Raw genomic sequence first — 16,973 nt, 5'->3', positions numbered from 1 at the left:
GAGCCTCTGCCCGGTGGCCCATGACGGGTCTGCGCTGAGGGGGGACCGCATACGCGGGCGATGACGACCAGCACCGACAACAGCTTGGGCGGGGGACCGTTGACGGGTGTTAGTGGGCGGGCCGACACCTTGGCCGCCCTGCGTCCACCCGTTTCGCGCCTGGCGCCGGGGGCGGGCACGGCGGACGCCGCGCCCAAGCCGCCGAAGGTCCGCCGACGGGGCACGCCGCTTTGGGTGCGCATCCTCGGCTGGACCACCAGCCTGGCTATCCTGGGCTGCATCGGCGGCGCCGCCTGGCTGGAAACGGAGACGTCGGGCTTCGAATCCGTGCTGCTGGCCCGGGTCGGGCGTGACCTGCGCTATTCCGTCTACCCCGGCCCCACCACGGCCGTGCGCTATCCCACGGCGGGGCCGTATGACGAGCGGCTGGGCTATACCCAGATGCCGAGCTTCCTGGAGCGGCTGACGGCTGGGCCCTATCGCGTCACCGCCCAGGCACGCATGTCGCCCACGCTGCTGGACTATCTGGACCTCAGCTTCTATCCGCCCTATGCGGAGAAGACCTCGGCCGGGCTGCAGGTGCTGGACCGCGGCGGCACGCTGCTCTACGGCGCCAGCTATCCGGAGCGGGTGTTCACCAGCTACGCCTCCGTCCCGCCCCTGGTGGCCAACACCCTGCTGTTCATCGAGAATCGCCAGCTGCTGGACCCGGCCCATCCCTACCGCAACCCGGCGGTGGATTGGGACCGATTCGGCCTGGCCTTGCTGCAGATCCCCCTGCAGGTCGTCAACCCGGGTGCCCAGCGCATCGGCGGCAGCACGCTGGCGACCCAGACGGAGAAGTACCGCCATTCCGCCGGCGGGCAGACGGCGGACGGGGTGGAGAAGCTGCGCCAGATGGCGTCGGCCAGCATGCGCGCCTATATGGACGGTGCCGACACCACGCAGACCCGCTACCGCATCCTGGTGGACTATCTGAATTCCACACCCCTGTCCGCGCGGCCCGGCATTGGCGAGATCAACGGCCTGGGCGACGGCCTGTGGGCCTGGTACGGCACCGACTTCGCCGCCGCCAACCAGATCCTGCGGGCGACGCCCCAAACGGAAGAGGATCTGGCGACCCAGGCGGTGGTCTACAAACAGGTGCTGAGCCTGCTGCTGGCCCAGCGGCGGCCATCCTTCTACCTCACCACCAACCGCACGGCGCTGGACGCCCTGTGCAACGAGCATCTGCGGGTGCTGGAGAAGGCAGGCGTCATCCCGCCGGCGCTGGCCGACGCGGCGCAGAACTTCAAACTGCGCTTCCGCGAGGAAACGCCGGACCCGCCCGACGTGTCGTATGTGGAGCAGAAGGCGGTCAACGCCATCCGTAACCGCCTGACCACCATGCTGGGCGCCCATACGCTGTACCAGTTGGATCGGCTGGACCTGACCACCGAGACGACGCTGGACCAGGCGGCGCAGGAGCGGGTGACCGGGGTGCTGAAGCGCCTGGCGGATCCGGCGGCGACGGCGGAACTGGGCCTGACCGGCGACCGGCTGCTGACCGGCGCCGATCCGGCCAAGGTGGTCTATTCCGTCACGCTGTATGAACGGGCTCCCCACGCCAACCTGGTGCGGGTGCAGGTCGACACCCTGGACCAGCCGCTGGATCTGAACGAGGGGGCGCGGCTGGATTTGGGGTCCACCGCCAAGCTGCGCACCTTGATCTCTTATCTTGAGATCATCGAAAAGCTGTACCGCGACTATCACCAGCGCGACGCCGCCTCCCTGCGCGATATTTCGGCGGCGGCGGACGACAACCTGACGCGCTGGGTGACCGACACGTTGGCGCAGACGGGGGACCAGGGCCTGCCGGCCATGCTGAACGCGGCCATGGAGCGCACCTATTCCGCCGGCACGGGCGAGCGCTTCTTCACCGGTGGTGGCCTGCATAGCTTCAACAATTTCGAAAAGTCGGACGACCACCGCATCCTGACGGTGTCGGAGGCGTTGCGCCGCTCGGTGAACCTGGTGTTCATCCGCCTGATGCGCGACGTGGTGAACCATTATATCGCCGAGGGGCCGGCGCGGAAGGACGACGTCCTGGACGACCCGCACCATCCGGCCCGCCAGACCTATCTGGCCCAGTTCGCGGACCGGGAAGGCAGCACGTTCCTGAACCATTTCTGGGACGAGTATGGCGGCCTCAGCCCCGACAAGGCGCTGGAGAAGCTGGCGGCCAAGGCCGGCACGCGCGAGGAGCGGCTGGCCGTCATCTACCGCTCCGTCCGTCCGAATTCGACGCCCGAGGATCTGGCCCGCTTCCTGGCCGCCCACGGCGCGGTGGAAAATGACACCCGACCCGGTGCCAAGCCCCAGCCGCTGAAGCCGGCCACCGTGGCTGCCCTGTTCGAGAAGGCCGATCCGGAAAAGTGGAGCCTGAACGACCGCGGCTACATGGCGGGCGTCCATCCGCTGGAGCTGTGGCTGGTGGCCTATCTTCAGGACAGCCCCAAGGCGCCCAAGCGTCAGATGCTGAAGGAAAGCAGCACCTCGCGCCAGGAAAGCTATCAGTGGCTATTCTCCACCCGCTACAAGCATGCCCAGGACACGCGCATCGGCATCGTGCTGGAGGAGGAGGCCTTCGCCCGCATCCATGCCGATTGGAAGCGCCTGGGCTATCCCTTCGAGGCGCTGGTGCCGTCCTACGCCACATCCATCGGCAGTTCGGGCGACCGGCCGGGGGCGCTGGCCGACCTGATGGGCATCATCGTCAATGACGGCGTCCGCCTGCCCACCGCCCGCGTCACCCGCCTGCATTTCGCCGCCGGAACGCCCTATGAGACGGTGGTGGGCCTGGATGACCAGATGAAGGGGGAGCGCGTTCTGTCCCATGACCTGGTTGAGGTGGTGAAGGCCCACCTGCTGGACGTGGTGCAGAACGGCACGGCCCAGCGCGCCAAGGGCGCCTTCCATGACGCCGACGGCAATCCGCTGCCCCTGGGCGGCAAGACTGGCACGGGCGACCAGCGCTTCGACCGCTTCGGGCCCGGCGGGGTGCTGCTGGAATCACGGGTGGTGAACCGCACCGCCACGTTCGTCTTTTACGCCGGCGACCGCTTCTTCGGCGTCATCACCGCCCATGTCCATGGGCCCCAGGCCGCCAACTACCACTTCACCAGCGCCCTGCCGGCCCAGCTGCTCCGTGTCCTGGCCCCGGCGCTGCAGCCCTTGATGCTGATGCCGCCGGACCAGGGCTAACTACAACCCCGTTTCCTCCAGGAAGTGGTCCACATCTTCCCACACGGCGCGGCGGATGGCGTCGTTCTCCATCATCAGTTCATGCCGGGCGCCGGGATAGTTGTGAAAGCGGGCGTCGGGCAGGCGGCGGGCCAGGGCGCGCAAGGCTGGGGAACTGACGATCCGGTCGGCCCCGGCCGCCAGGATCTGGATGGGCAGATCCAGGCCCGACATGGTGGCGTGGGCGAGATAGTCGGTGGAGCGGTAGGCGGCCGCCAGCCAGCCATAGGTCACGCCGCCCAGGCAAAGGTCCTGCTGCTGGCGGCAGGCGTCCAGCGCCACCTTGAAGCGGCGCGGATCGCTGGTCAGGGGGTTGCCCTCGAACCGTTGCGCGTCGGGGTCGAAATCGCGCTGGCCGGGGGCATAGGCCTCAGCCTTGCCTTGGCGGCAGGCCAGATTGGCGATCAGGGCGGCGACGCGGCCGGGCAGCGGGGCGGTGTTGATCTGCACCATGGCGGCTGACAGGATCAGGGCCTTCAGCCGCGGTACCTCCATCGCCGTGTCGCAGTCCAGCACATGACGCAGCATCAGATGGCCGCCCATGCTATGGGCGAAGGCGACGACCGGCCCGGTGGGCGGGCACAGGGCGGCCATGATGGCCTCCAGATCCTCCAGGTATGTGGAGAAGTCGTCGATGTGCCCCAGCTGGCGGTTGGGCAGCGGCCGGGTGGACAGGCCCTGGCCGCGCCAGTCGAAGGACACGACCCGCCAGCCCCTGGCGGCCCACTCCGCCGCCTGCTCCGCATACTTTTCCAGGAATTCGCTGCGGCCGTTGACCAGCAGGCAAGTGCCGCGGCGGCCCTCGCTCTTTCCACTTTGCCAGCAGCCCAGGCGCAACCGCGCGCCGTCCGGACGGTCCAGATACAGGCAGGCCCATCCGGCGCCGCCCGATGGATAGATCCAGCCCGCCGGCTCGGCGCCGGCGGATGTTTCGCCAGGGGTTGTTTCGACTGCGTTGTCCATGACAGCGACGGTTCCGGCCCGCATAGTTCTCGGCGTTATTGTCCGCATTGTCGGCGCGATTCGGGGCCGCGATCAAGTCGCCGATCCATATTTGCACATTTTGTCAGATTATTAGCCAAGTGGCGCTTCCTGCTATGCGCGTGCTCACAGGGCGGGTGGAAAAGTTTCATCCATGCCCTTGGGTTCGGCCACGGCGGGGCCCGCGTGGTTGATGAAGTTACGGACCAGTACACGCGTATCACCCCGCCGCCAGGCCAGCGCCAGCCGGGCCGTCGGCTGGGGAATGCCTGGCAACGGGGCCAGGGGCAGGAAGACCACGCCCGCCACCCGCACCTGGGACATCGACGCCGGCATGATGGACACGCCCAATTCGGCGGCCACCAGGTTGACGATGGAACTCATCTGCGGCGCCGTCTGGTACAGCCGCGGCTCGAACCCCGCGGCGTGGCAGGCGGCCAGGGTAGTCTCGAACATGCTGGGGCCGGCGCCCTTGGGGAACAGGATGAAGGGGTCGTCCCTCAGCCGCCCCAGGTCCAGCACAGGGGCGCCCGCCGCCGGATGGCCGGCGGGCAGGACGGCCACCATGGGCTCCACCGCCAGCAGGCGGGTCTGCACCGGGCCGCCCGGGGGCGGATCGGTGCGCAGGAAGATGATGTCGACCTCACCCCCTTCCAGCGCCGCCAGCAAGGGAATGGAATTCGATTCGACCAAGCCCAAATCCACCTCGGGGTAGGCCCGGCGGAAGGACCGGATAGCGCCGGCCACCGCCGGGTTGAAGGCGGAGGAGGAGGTGAAGCCCGCCCGCAGGCTGCCCAGCTCCCCCCGCGCCGCCCGCCGCGCGCCATCCAGCGCCTGCTGCGCCAAGGCGGGGAAAGGGCGCACGCGATCCAGGAAGGCGCGGCCGGCCTCCGTCAGTTCAGCGCCATGGGGCACGCGGTGGAACAGCCTCGCGCCCACCTCGCGCTCCAGGTCCTTGATCTGCTGGCTCAACGGCGGCTGGCCGATGCCCAGTCGGGCCGCCGCGTGGGTGAAGTTGCCTTCCTCGGCCACCGCCAGGAAATAGCGGATGTGGCGCAGTTCCATGTTCCTGGCCTCGGTTCCTGGCAGCGCCATTGCTAAAAGCGATCACCTTCGCCTGTGCCATATATTGGACCTCTGACCTCGGCCGCGCCAGTTTTCAGGGTGAACTGTTGTTTTTAAGGATGGCCATCATGGAATCCCTGCATTGGCGGCGGAACCTCTACGTCTGCCTATTCGGGTCCTTCACCACCATCGCGGGCCTCAGCCTGATCCTGCCCTTCCTGCCGCTGTACGTGGAGCATCTGGGGGTGGCGGGGCATGCCGCCATCGTGCAGTGGTCGGGCATCGCCTATGGCGCCACCTTCTTTGGCGCGGGCGCCACCGCCCCCCTGTGGGGCAAGTTCGCCGACCGCTATGGCCGCAAGCTCATCCTGATCCGTGCCAGCTTGAGCATGACGGTGGCCATCGCCCTGACCGGCCTGCTCCAGGATGTCTATCAGCTGGTGGCCCTGCGCCTGCTGGCGGGCCTGCTGGGTGGTTACGCCTCCGGCTCCATCGTGCTGGTGGCGACCCAGACGCCTAAGGCCCGCTCCGGTTGGGCGCTGGGTATCCTGTCCACCGGCATGCTGGCCGGCAGCCTGGCCGGGCCGCTGATCGGTGGGGCGCTGCCCGGCCTCATCGGCTTGCGCCAGACCTTTTTCGCCGCCGCCGGCGTCATCTTCCTGACCTTCATCGCCACCGCCACCCTGATCCGGGAGGAACCGCGGGCCAGGGCCGCCGATCCCCACCTAACCGGCAGCCCCTGGCGCCAGATTCCCGACCGGCGGCCGGTCTACGCCATGCTGCTGACCGCCTGCATGCTGATGGTGGCCAACATGTCGATCGAACCCATCATCACCGTCTATGTCGGCCAGATCGCCGCCCCGGGCAGCGACATCGCCTTCCTGTCCGGCCTGGTGATGGCGGGCGGCGCCCTGGCCAGCATGCTGGCGGCACCCCGTGTGGGCCGGCTGACCGATCGGCTGGGGCCGCGCACCGTGGTCATCGCCTGCCTGGCTGCTACCGGCCTGCTGATGATTCCGCAGGCCTTCGTCACCCATACCTGGCAATTGGTGGCCTTGCGCTTCCTCATGGGCCTGACCCTGGCCGGCCTGCTGCCGGCCATCACCACCCTGATCCGCCATGCCGTGCCCGACCGGGTGGCCGGCGCCATCCTGGGCTATTCCACCTCCGCCCAGTTCGCGGGGCAGGTGGCGGGGCCGCTGCTGGGCGGGTTCATCGGCGGCCACGTTGGCATGCGCGCCGTGTTCATCGTCACCGCCGTCCTGCTGTTCGCCAGCGCCGCCCTGAACGCCCGGCTGCGATTTCATTCCGAACCCGCGCATGCGGCCTGAGGACGGGGCGCATGCGCGGGAAGGGCTTTGCACCGCGGGGCGTTAGCGCCTATATCCGGACACGTCGGATCCCCCGCCTGTTCACGGCCCACCTCAAGTCGACGGAAAGCCGCCGGTCATGAAGTTACTGCGCCACTATGAGGATGCGCCCGCCGAGTTGCGTGGGGCCGTCGTGGCCCTGGGCAATTTCGATGGCGTGCATCAGGGCCACCGCGCCGTCATCGGCCAGGCCCGCGCGCTGGCCGACGATCTGGGCCGCCCGGCGGCCGTGGTGACGTTCGAGCCGCACCCGCGCGGCTTCTTCCGCCCAAACGATCCGCCCTTCCGCCTGACGCCCCTGCGCATCAAGACCCACCTGATCGAGGCCTTGGGCATGGACGCCATGGTGGTGCTGCACTTCGACGCCGCCCTGGCGGGCATGACGGCGGAGGAGTTCGTGGAGACGGTGCTGGTCCAGGGTTTAGGCGTGCGCCATGTGGTGGCTGGCTACGACTTCCTGTTCGGTCACAACCGGAGCGGCGACATGGCGCTGCTGCGCGCCCTGGGCGCCCGCCACGGCTTCGGCGTGACCGAGGCGCGGCCGGTGGCCAACGGCGCGGGCGAGCCCTATTCCTCCACCGCCGTCCGCCGTCACCTGCAGGAGGGCCGGCCGCAAGAAGCGGCCGCCATCCTGGGCCACCCCTTCGAGATCGAGGGCCGGGTGGAGCATGGCGACAAGCGGGGCCGCACCATCGGCTTCCCCACCGCCAACATCGAAATCCACGATTACCTTCGCCCCCATTTCGGCGTTTACGCCGTGCGCGCCGGCGTGGACGAGGGGGCGGGCACCGTCTGGCACGACGGTGTGGCCAACCTGGGCCGCCGGCCCACGGTGGGCGGCACCGTGGAGCGGCTGGAAGCCCACCTGTTCGACTTCGACGGTGATCTCTACGGCCGCCATGTCCGCGTGCAGTTGCTGGACTTCATCCGGCCCGAGATGAAGTTCGAGAACTTCCAGGCACTGAGGGACCAGATCGCCCGGGACGCCGATGAGGCGCGCGCGCGCCTGGCGACCCTGCCCAAAGCGTGAACCTCAAAGCGTGAACCTGGTCACCGTCTTGACATCCCCCGGTCTCGTCCCATCTCCCTTGACCCACGGGGGCCGGCTGCTAACATCCGCCCCCATGTTGCCAACGCGCCAGATCAGGGTCATGGACCTGCGAATTATCGACCCGGTCTCCTGAGGGGGGCCGGGACCAGGGCGCGCTCATCCGCGTACCACCACCGCCGACTATCCCGCCGGCCTTACCCCCGGGGCGCCCGCATCCGCCTCCGGACAAGGGCAAGGCCGCCATCCGAACACCGGATTTCCTGACCCGCCATGACCCGCGATCTTAAAGACACCGTTTTCCTGCCGCGCACCGATTTCCCCATGCGCGGCGGCCTGCCGAAGAAGGAGCCGGAGCTGCTGGCCCACTGGGCGGCCATCGACCTTTACGGCAAGCTGCGCCAGGATGGGGCGGAGCGCGCGCCCTTCGTGCTGCATGACGGCCCGCCTTACGCCAACGGCAACATCCACATCGGCCACGCGGTCAACAAGATCCTGAAGGATGTGGTCATCCGCAGCCAGCAGATGCAGGGTCGCAACGCCGTCTACGTCCCCGGCTGGGACTGCCACGGCCTGCCCATCGAATGGAAGATCGAGGAGAAGTACCGCAAGGCCGGCAAGGACAAGGACGAGGTGCCCGTCCTGCAGTTCCGTGCCGAGTGCCGCAACTTCGCCGCCGAGTGGGTGGGCATCCAGGCCGCCGAGTTCCGCCGCCTGGGCGTGGAAGGCGACTGGCAGAACCCCTACCTGACCATGGCGTTCGACGCCGAATCCGCCATCGTGCGCGAGATCCATAAGTTCCTGCTGAACGGCGGCCTGTACAAGGGCGCCAAGCCCGTCATGTGGTCGGTGGTGGAAAAGACCGCCCTGGCCGAGGCGGAGGTCGAATACCAGGACGTGACTTCGCCCATGATCTGGGTGCGCTTCCCCGTGGTGACGGCGCCGACGCCGGTGCTGAACGGTGCCGCGGTCGTCATTTGGACCACCACCCCCTGGACCATGCCGGGCAACCGTGCCGTGGCCTATGGCGAGGAGATCCCCTACGCCGTCTACACCGTCACCGATGCCCAAGAAGGCTCGTTGGCCAAGGTGGGTGAGAAGCTCATCCTGGCCCAGGCCCTGGCCGAGGGTGTCGCGGCATCGGCCAAGGCGACCTTCGAGAAGGGGGCGGACGTCACCGCCGCCGACCTCAATGGCGCCATCCTGGCCCATCCCTTCCGGGGCCATCCGGAGGCCAATGGCGGCTACGACTACGCCGTGCCGCTGCTGCCGGGCGACCATGTCACGTCCGATGCCGGCACCGGTTTCGTCCACACCGCGCCCGGCCATGGTGCCGAAGACTTCGACCTGGGCCGCAAGTTCGGGCTGGAGGTGCCGCAGACCGTGGACGCGGACGGCAGCTACTATGCCCATGTGCCGCTGTTCGCCGGTGCCCGCGTCTATACGCCGGAAGGCAAGCCGGGCGACGCCAACGGCAAGTCCATCAGCGCCCTGATCGCGCAAGGGGCGCTGCTGGCCAAGGGCAACCTGAAGCACAGCTACCCGCACAGCTGGCGCTCCAAGGCGCCGCTGATCTTCCGCACCACGCCGCAGTGGTTCATCTCCATGGACACTAACGACCTGCGGGCGCGGGCGCTGGCGGCCATCGACGAGACGCAGTGGGTGCCGCCGCAGGGACGCAACCGCATCCACGCCATGGTGGAAAGCCGCCCCGACTGGTGCATCAGCCGCCAGCGTGCCTGGGGCGTGCCCATCGCCCTGTTCCTGTCCAAGGCGGACGGCCAGCCCCTGAAGGACGAGGGCGTGCTGAACCGCATCGCCAGCTTCTTCGAGACCGAGGGGGCGGACGCCTGGTACAACCGGCCCGCCGCCGACTTCCTGGGTCCGGATTATGATCCGGCCGACTACGACCAGGTGTTCGACATCGTCGACGTCTGGTTCGAATCGGGCTCCACCCACGCCTTCGTGCTGGAGCGGCGCAACGACCTGTCCTCGCCCGCCGACCTCTACCTGGAAGGGTCCGACCAGCATCGCGGCTGGTTCCATTCCTCGCTGCTGGAAAGCTGCGGCACCCGGGGCCGCGCGCCCTTCAAGGCGGTGCTGACCCACGGCTTCGCGCTCGATGAGCAGGGCCGCAAGATGTCCAAGTCCCTTGGCAACGTGGTGGCGCCGCAGCAGGTGATGGAAGAATACGGCGCCGACATCCTGCGCCTGTGGGTCGTGGGCTCCGACTATTCGGAGGACCTGAAGGTCGGCAAGGAGATCCTGAAGAGCAACGCCGATCTCTACCGGCGCTTGCGCAATACCCTGCGCTACCTGCTGGGCGCCCTGGCCGATTTCACGGAGGCGGAGCGGGTGGAACCGGCCGCCATGCCGGATCTGGAGCGCTGGGTGCTGCACCGCCTGGCGGAGATGGACGCCATCGTGCGCCAGTCCACCAAGGAATACGATCTGCACCGCCTGATCACCGAGCTGCATAATTTCTGCGCGGTGGACCTGTCGGCCTTCTACTTCGACGTCCGTAAGGACAGCCTGTACTGCGACGCGCCGGCCAGTGCCCGCCGCCGCGCCGTGCGCACGGTGCTGGAACGGCTGTTCGTGGCGCTGACCGCTTGGCTGGCCCCCATCCTGTGCTTCACGGCGGAAGAGGCCTGGCTGGCCTTCCTGGCGGAGGGCGACGACGCCCGCCGCGCCGCCTGGCCGGAAAGCGTGCACCTGCGCCAGTTCCCCGAGATACCGGCAGATTGGCGCGACGATGCCCTGGCCGCCCGCTGGACCGTCGTGCGCGATGTGCGCCGCGCGGTCACGGGCGCCCTGGAACTGAAGCGCGCCGACAAGACCATCGGCTCTTCCCTGCAGGCGCACCCCACGGTGTACGTGCAGGAGGCCCACCACGCGGCCCTGGCCGGCCTGGACCTGGCGGAGATCAGCATCACCTCCGGCATCACCGTGATGGTGGGGGTGGCGCCCGAGGGCGCCTTCACCCTGGCCGACGTGGCCGGCGTGGGCGTGGTCTTCGGCCCGGCTGAAGGCGAGAAGTGCGAGCGCTGCTGGCGCATCCTGCCGGAGGTGCCGGCTGCGGCTGAGGGCGTGGAGCAGCTGTGCCATCGCTGCGACGACGCGGTTGGTCCAGCGGGGGGCCACCACGCATGAGCATGCTGACCCGCGTGTTGGGGCGGTTCGGCGTTCCGGGCCTGCTGGCGGTGGCCGTGATCCTGGCCGCCGACCAGGCCAGCAAGGCCGCCATCCTGGGCCGCTTCGCCGAGGCTGGCGACGGCGTGACCCTGCTGCCCTTCTTCAACCTGGTGCTGGTGTGGAACCACGGCGTCAGCTTCGGCCTGTTTAATCAGGGCGGCGCGACGGGCACGGCCCTGTTGATCGTGTTAGCCCTGGTCATCACCGCCGCCATGGCGGTGTGGATGCGCCGCGCGGCCCGCCTGATCGAGGCGGTATGCGCCGGCATGGTGATCGGCGGGGCTTTGGGGAACGTGATCGACCGGCTGCGCCTGGGCGCCGTCGTTGATTTTCTGGACTTCCACATCGCGGCGTGGCATTGGCCGGCATTCAACGTTGCCGATAGCGGCATCGTCGTCGGCATGCTGGTGCTGGTCGTGGATGGGCTGTTCGTCAAGCCCGCGACGCGGTAGGGTGTCGCCGTCATTGGGGACGCCGCCGTGGGGGGCGGCGCCCGGCGATGGGGTTGGTTCCGTTTTTGGGTCAGGTTCACGGGGGTCCCGAGGTTCGGGGCCTACATTCGACGGACGAGGATATGGGCGAGAATTCTAAGGTGTTTAGCGCGCGGCTGATGCTCGCGGCGGCCGGTTTGGCAGCCCTGACGGGGTGTGACAGCCTGGACTACCTGTTCGGCGGGTCGCGGCCGACTCCGGACGAGTTTCGGGTGCTGGCGCGCGCGCCGCTGGAGGTGCCGCCCGATTTCAACCTGCGTCCGCCGCAGCCGGGCAGCCCGCGCCCGCAGGAAATCGTGAAGGAGACGCGGGCCACCAGCACCGTGTTCGGCGCCGCCACCACCGAGGCGACGGCCGTGGCTTCCGCCACCGCGAACCAAAGCAAGGGCGAGGCCGCCCTGGTGGCCAAGGCCGGCGGCGATCAGGCCGATCCCCAGATCCGCAGGATCATCGACAAGGAATGGCCGGGCACCGTGGTCGGCGACCGCGGCTTCCTGGACGGCCTGATGTTCTGGAAGGGCGATGACAAGCCGGCAGCGAACGGCCCGACCGTGCAGCGCGACAGCAGCTCGGCCGGTTCCCGCTAAGGGACCAGGATTCAAAGGCCCGGACGGGATGCCCTCCCGCCCGGGCCTTTTATCATGGGCGTGAGCGCGGGGTGGCAAGGCGATGCCGGCGCGCGCCCATCCCAACGGCCAGCTTCCCTTGGGGCCCCGCCGTACCCATGTTATTCCTTTGGGATACGGGGCGGCATGTAGCGGGAGTGGCGGGGGCTTGGGCGTCTTTTGGCGGCCTTTCTGGGGGGTGCGGTTCGCGGCCCTGGCGCTTGCCCTCATGGTGCCGGCGGCGGCCTCGGCCCGGGTCTTCGATCCCGAGACCTTCACGCTGGCCAATGGCCTGCAGGTGGTGGTGGTGCCCAACCACCGCGCCCCGGTCGTCACTCAGATGCTGTTTTATAAGGCCGGTGCCGCGGATGAGCCGGCAGGCAAGTCCGGTGTCGCGCATTACCTGGAGCACCTGATGTTCCGGGGCACTGCAACCGTCCCCTCCGGCGCCTTTTCCCGCGAGGTCGCGGCGCACGGCGGGGTTGAAAACGCCTACACCAACCAGGACCAGACGGTCTATTTCCAGACCATCGCCCGCGACCAGCTGCCCCTGACCCTGCGGTTGGAGGCCGACCGCATGGCCAACCTGCGCATCCGGCCGGAAACGGCGGCGCCGGAACTGGCGGTGGTGCTGAACGAGCGGCGGCAGCGGACGGAGGCCAGCCCCGCCGCCCGCCTGCGGGAACAGGTGCAGGCGGCCCTGTTCCAGGCCTATCCCTATGCCCGGCCGGTGGTGGGCCGGCCGGCGGAGCTGGCGGCCCTGGCCCCCGCCGACGCCCGGGCCTATTACCTGGCTTGGTACGCCCCCAACAACGCCGTGCTGGTGGTGGCGGGCGACATCAGCGCCGGGACCCTGCGCCCCCTGGCGGAGGCCACCTTCGGCCGCATCCCCGCCCGCCCGGTGCCCGACCGGGTGGTGGCACGGGGGGCGGCGTTGGCCAGCGATCAGGATCGTCGCATCGAACTGAAAGATGCCCAGGTGCGCCAGCCATCCCTGAGCCGGGTGTGGGTGGCGCCCTCTCACGGCTGGGCCGCCGAGCCGGCGCAGGTCTACGCGCTGGAGGTGTTGCAGACCATCCTGGGCGGTGGCGCAACCGGCCGCCTCTACCAGGCGCTGGTGGTGCGCCAGGGCCTGGCGGCCGGGGTCAGCGTCGATTACCTGGCCGATGCGCTGGGGCCGGGGCAGTTCAGCCTGGGCGTTGTGCCGGGGCCGGACGTGGCGGTGGCGGACGCCGAGGCCGGCCTGAACGCCGAGCTGGCCCGCCTGCTGCATGACGGGGTAAGCGCGGCGGAGGTGGCGGCCGCCATCCGGCGCCTGCAGGTCGGCGCCATCTACGCCCGCGACAGCCTGCAGGGTCCCGCCTCGGAATTCGGCGTGGCGCTGACCACGGGGCAAAGCGTGGCCGATGTCGAGGCCTGGCCTGACCGCATCGCCGCTGTGACGGTGGAGGATGTGGACCGCGTCCTGCGCGATGTGCTGGGCGGCCAGGGTTCCGTCACCGCCCTGCTGCTGCCCGACCCCGACGCGCCGACGCCGGAGGAGGAATTGGAGGATGTGGCGGCAGCGCAAGGCATGGCGCGGGGGGCCGTCCGATGAAGGCCCCATGGGCGTTCCAGTGGGCGTTCCAGTGGGCGTTCCAGTGGGCGCTGTTGTTGGCGCTGGTGGTGCTCGGCCAGCCGGCGCGGGCCGCCGCGGTGGCCAAGGCATCCACGGCCAAGGCCTCTTTGGTGGAGCGCGTGGTCAGCCCCGGCGGCATCGAGGTCTGGCTGGTGCGCGATGCCAAGAACCCCATCATCGCGCTGGACTGGTCCTTTCGCGGCGGGGCCGCCACCGATCCCATCGATCGGCTGGGTCTGGCCGCCATGGCGGCGGGCTTGCTGGACGAGGGGGCGGCCGAGCTGGACTCCGCCGCCTTCCAGGATCGCTTGGCCGACCACTCCGTCGGCCTGGCCTTCAACGCCAGCCGCGACTGGTTCTCCGGCGCGCTGCTGACCCTGCGGGAGAATCGCCAGGAGGCGTTCACCCTGGCCCGGCTGGCCCTGACCGCGCCGCGCTTCGACGCCGACGCGGTCGCGCGCATCCGGGGGCAGTTGCAGGTGGCGGTGCGGCGGGAGGAGGCGGATCCCGTTACGGTCGCCTATCACGCCCTGGCCCGCCAGCTGTTCCCGGACCACCCCTATGGCCGCCCCCTGCGCGGCACGACCGACACGCTGGCCGCCATCACCATCGGCGACTTGCGGGGCTTCGCCGCCCGGCGTCTGGCGCGCAATGGCCTGCTGGTGACGGCGGCGGGCGACATCGACCCGGCGGAGCTGGCGGCGGCGGTGGATTGGATCTTCGGCGCCCTGCCGGCCGAGCCCGCGCCCGCCGCCTATCCTGACGCGCTCCCCAACGCGCTTCCCTCTGCTGACCTGCGGCCGGTCGCCGTGCCCTGGCCGGGGCCGCAGAGCCTGTTTGTGCAGGCGGGCGCGGGCATTCCCCCCGGCGACCCCGACTGGCCCGCCGCCCTGCTCCTGAGCCATATCCTGGGCGGAGAGGGTCTGGAATCGCGTCTGGCGGAGGCGGTGCGGACTCGGCGGGGGTTGTCTTACGATGTGCAATGCAATTTGCAATCCTACGCCCGTGCCGACTTGTTCATCGTCACCGGCTCCACCGCCAACGCCACGGTGGGGCAGGCTTTGGGCCTGGTGCGCCACACCCTGGCGGAGGTGGCCGCCCACGGGGTGACCGCGCGGGAACTGCGCGACGCCCAGACCTATTTGACCGGCTCCTTTCCCTTGCAATTCACCAACGACCGCGCCATCGCCGCGCTTTTGCTGGATATTCGCCGCGATGGCTACCCCGCCGGCTTCCTCGACCATCGCGACGCGCTGCTGCGCCGGGTGACACTGGCCGATATCCGGCGAGTGGCGGCGCGGCTGTTGCGTCCCGATGCCATGGCCACGGTGGTGGTCGGCGGGGCCACCGGCCCGCTGCGTTGAGCAACGGTTCGCCGGCTAACCTTTGGCATAGGAGTTGCTGAGGTATCCCCGTCCGCGATCTTGGCAGCTGGGGGTTTCCGATGACGTTCACGTTCGAGGATTTCAAGGCACGCTTCTTCCCGGCCGCCGCCCTCACGGGCCGCGCCGCTTCGGAAAGCCCCGCGCCTGTGGCTTTGCAGGACAACCCGGTGCCCAACGGCCTAGACCGGCGCCGTGGCGGTTCCCGCGCCGCCCCCGTGCCCGATCACATCGACGGCATTCCCATCGCGGCAATCCTTGCCGCCATCAAGGCGGATCCTGCCGCCCTGCACCGCCGCCGCGAGGTGCTCGAGGGGGAAATCCGTTCCATATGGGCCACGCTGCAGGAACTGGTGCGGGAATACCGCGCCCTCAGTGACGACGCCATCCTGCCCCAGGGCGTTACTCCCTCCCTGGCGGCCAAGACCATGGCGGGCGGTCCTCTGCCCAAGGAGATGGCGGAGGCCCTGGGCAGCGCCATCGGCCTGCCCCTGACCGTCATGCCCAACGCCCTGCGGGCGCCCGTGCCGGCTCCCGAGATAGCGGCGGTGGGGGCCAAGGACAGCCTGTTCGACGTGGATGAGGATGAACCGGCCGCCAAGGCGGAACCGGTGCGCCTGCCCCGGTCCCGGACCATGGTGCGTCCCGCCCGTCGTCAGGCGCGGTAGGAAGGGGCCCAGCGGGTCAGCGTCCGCCCACGTGGACGCTGCCGCTGCCGCTGTGCGACTGGTCCAGCCGGCCGGTCACCTGGTCGATCTTCACGTCGCCGCTGCCGCTCAGCGAGAGGGTGGCGTCGGTGACCTTGACGCGCAGCATCTGGTCGCCGCTGCCGCTGATGGCGGACGACAGGGTACCGATCTCCCCGCCATCGATGGTGATGTCGCCGTTGCCCGACTGCTTCAGCTGGGCGGTGGTGGCCGACACCGCGTGGATGGTCAACGCGCCCGAGCCGCCCAGGTGGGCCGACAGCGCCCCTTGGGCCTTGGCCACCACCAGGTCACCCGACCCGTCGATGGTCAGACGCAGGTCCTGCACGGTCGGCAGGGTGACGTTGCCCGACCCGCTGAGCTTGGCCTGGGTGCTGCCGCCGCTGCCCCCACCGATGGTGATGGTGCCGCTGCCGCTGCTGTCCAGATCGATGGACGGGCCTGTCATCTGGATGATGCCGACGTTGCCCGATCCGGCGACCCGCACCTTCAGCGCGCCCTCCAGACGGTCCAGCTGGGTGTCGCCCGACCCGTGGATGCGGACCTGGGCGCCGCCGGCCACCCGGTCGGCCTTGAAATTGCCGGAACCGTCGATCGTCAGCGCCAGGGCGCCGAAGCCGCCGCTGGCCTGGTAATCGGTCGATCCACCCTCCTGCACCTCCAGGGGCACGCCGGCCGGCACGGTGATGGCGATGCGCAGCGTCGGCTGCCAGCGCTTCCAATCGTCCCCCTCGCGGTAGCAGCGGCGGCCGCTGATGCCCAACTGGGCCGTCTGGCCACCACTGGCCGTCAGCTGGTCCAGTTCATTGGGATCATCCGCCGTGGCCTGGATGTGCACATCGCGCGCGCTGGACGACGCGGTGATGTCCACAGTGCGGGCGCAGGGCGTGGTTATCCGCAGTGCCTGCCCCTCCAAGGCCCAGCTGCGCTCCCCCGCCCAGGCGGTACCTGAGGCGGCGCCCGCGGCAGCGAATGCCGCGAGCGATAGGGGCAGGGCGAGGGCGATGCGGTGGGAACGGGACATGGGACCGGACTCGTCTATGGTTGCGGCATTGTCCCCATTGTCACCGCGCCGCTGTGGCGATCAAGGACGTAGCGGGCGATGGAACCGGTCCGGGCGGCCGCCGCGCGCCAAGTGGCCCCATGCGGTCCGGCCGGGCCCGCCGCGCCAGACGTCAAAAACGAAGACAAATTCGCGTCAAATGGACGAAATCCCCATCCGAAACGCT

General features: G+C 69.4%; 12 protein-coding genes. 9 read left to right on the top strand and 3 right to left on the bottom strand.

All coding sequences use genetic code 11. From position 1 onward, the window contains the following. The first annotated feature begins 60 nt into the window (after positions 1-60). On the top strand, positions 61-3,243 hold the full coding sequence (locus FBZ87_RS24830; protein WP_246134584.1) for a transglycosylase domain-containing protein: 3,183 nt from the start codon (positions 61-63) through the stop codon (positions 3,241-3,243). Here FBZ87_RS24830 and FBZ87_RS24825 read toward each other — a convergent pair whose 3' ends face one another. Together FBZ87_RS24825 and FBZ87_RS24820 are read right to left on the bottom strand one after the other, a co-directional pair. Then, positions 3,244-4,245 carry an alpha/beta fold hydrolase gene (locus FBZ87_RS24825; protein ID WP_186454964.1) on the bottom strand — a complete coding sequence of 334 codons (1,002 nt, stop codon included), beginning with the start codon at positions 4,243-4,245 and terminating at the stop codon, positions 3,244-3,246. 144 nt (positions 4,246-4,389) lie between these two features. Continuing rightward, the gene (locus FBZ87_RS24820; protein WP_281289005.1) at positions 4,390-5,358 is read right to left on the bottom strand and encodes a LysR family transcriptional regulator; all 969 of its coding nucleotides are present in this window, start codon (positions 5,356-5,358) and stop codon (positions 4,390-4,392) included. 98 nt (positions 5,359-5,456) lie between these two features. Between FBZ87_RS24820 and FBZ87_RS24815 the strand changes: the two genes are divergently transcribed. The 8 genes from FBZ87_RS24815 (at position 5,457) to FBZ87_RS24780 (ending at position 15,705) form a co-directional block, all read left to right on the top strand. Next, positions 5,457-6,659, top strand: a complete 1,203-nt coding sequence (locus FBZ87_RS24815; protein WP_211107174.1) for an MFS transporter — start codon at positions 5,457-5,459, stop codon at positions 6,657-6,659. Positions 6,660-6,777: 118 nt separating this feature from the next. Then, positions 6,778-7,728, top strand: a complete 951-nt coding sequence (locus tag FBZ87_RS24810) for a bifunctional riboflavin kinase/FAD synthetase (RefSeq protein ID WP_145613275.1) — start codon at positions 6,778-6,780, stop codon at positions 7,726-7,728. A 291-nt stretch (positions 7,729-8,019) separates the two neighbouring features. Continuing rightward, entirely contained in the window at positions 8,020-10,899 is a 2,880-nt protein-coding gene (gene ileS, locus FBZ87_RS24805) for an isoleucine--tRNA ligase (protein WP_145613274.1), read from the top strand. Next, positions 10,896-11,393: a signal peptidase II gene (lspA, locus tag FBZ87_RS24800; RefSeq protein WP_145613273.1), complete on the top strand. Its 498-nt coding sequence runs from the start codon at positions 10,896-10,898 to the stop codon at positions 11,391-11,393. Before ileS ends, lspA begins: the two co-directional genes overlap by 4 nt. A 122-nt stretch (positions 11,394-11,515) precedes the next feature. Then, on the top strand, positions 11,516-12,019 hold the full coding sequence (locus FBZ87_RS24795) for a DUF3035 domain-containing protein (protein WP_186291244.1): 504 nt from the start codon (positions 11,516-11,518) through the stop codon (positions 12,017-12,019). 187 nt (positions 12,020-12,206) lie between these two features. Next, positions 12,207-13,634 (top strand): M16 family metallopeptidase, encoded by a 1,428-nt coding sequence (locus FBZ87_RS24790; protein WP_246134583.1) that lies wholly within the window; start codon positions 12,207-12,209, stop codon positions 13,632-13,634. Then, the gene (locus FBZ87_RS24785; protein ID WP_145613271.1) at positions 13,631-15,019 is read left to right on the top strand and encodes a M16 family metallopeptidase; all 1,389 of its coding nucleotides are present in this window, start codon (positions 13,631-13,633) and stop codon (positions 15,017-15,019) included. The genes FBZ87_RS24790 and FBZ87_RS24785 overlap by 4 nt, the downstream gene beginning before the upstream one ends. 80 nt (positions 15,020-15,099) lie before the next feature. Continuing rightward, positions 15,100-15,705: a hypothetical protein gene (locus tag FBZ87_RS24780; protein ID WP_145613270.1), complete on the top strand. Its 606-nt coding sequence runs from the start codon at positions 15,100-15,102 to the stop codon at positions 15,703-15,705. A 16-nt stretch (positions 15,706-15,721) separates the two neighbouring features. Here FBZ87_RS24780 and FBZ87_RS24775 read toward each other — a convergent pair whose 3' ends face one another. After that, positions 15,722-16,768, bottom strand: a complete 1,047-nt coding sequence (locus FBZ87_RS24775; protein WP_145613269.1) for a GIN domain-containing protein — start codon at positions 16,766-16,768, stop codon at positions 15,722-15,724. Between the last annotated feature and the right edge of the window lie 205 nt (positions 16,769-16,973).

The organism is Nitrospirillum amazonense, assembly GCF_007828035.1.
GTDB classification, from domain to species: domain Bacteria; phylum Pseudomonadota; class Alphaproteobacteria; order Azospirillales; family Azospirillaceae; genus Nitrospirillum; species Nitrospirillum amazonense.
This window is presented reverse-complemented; position numbering and strand designations above follow the sequence as displayed.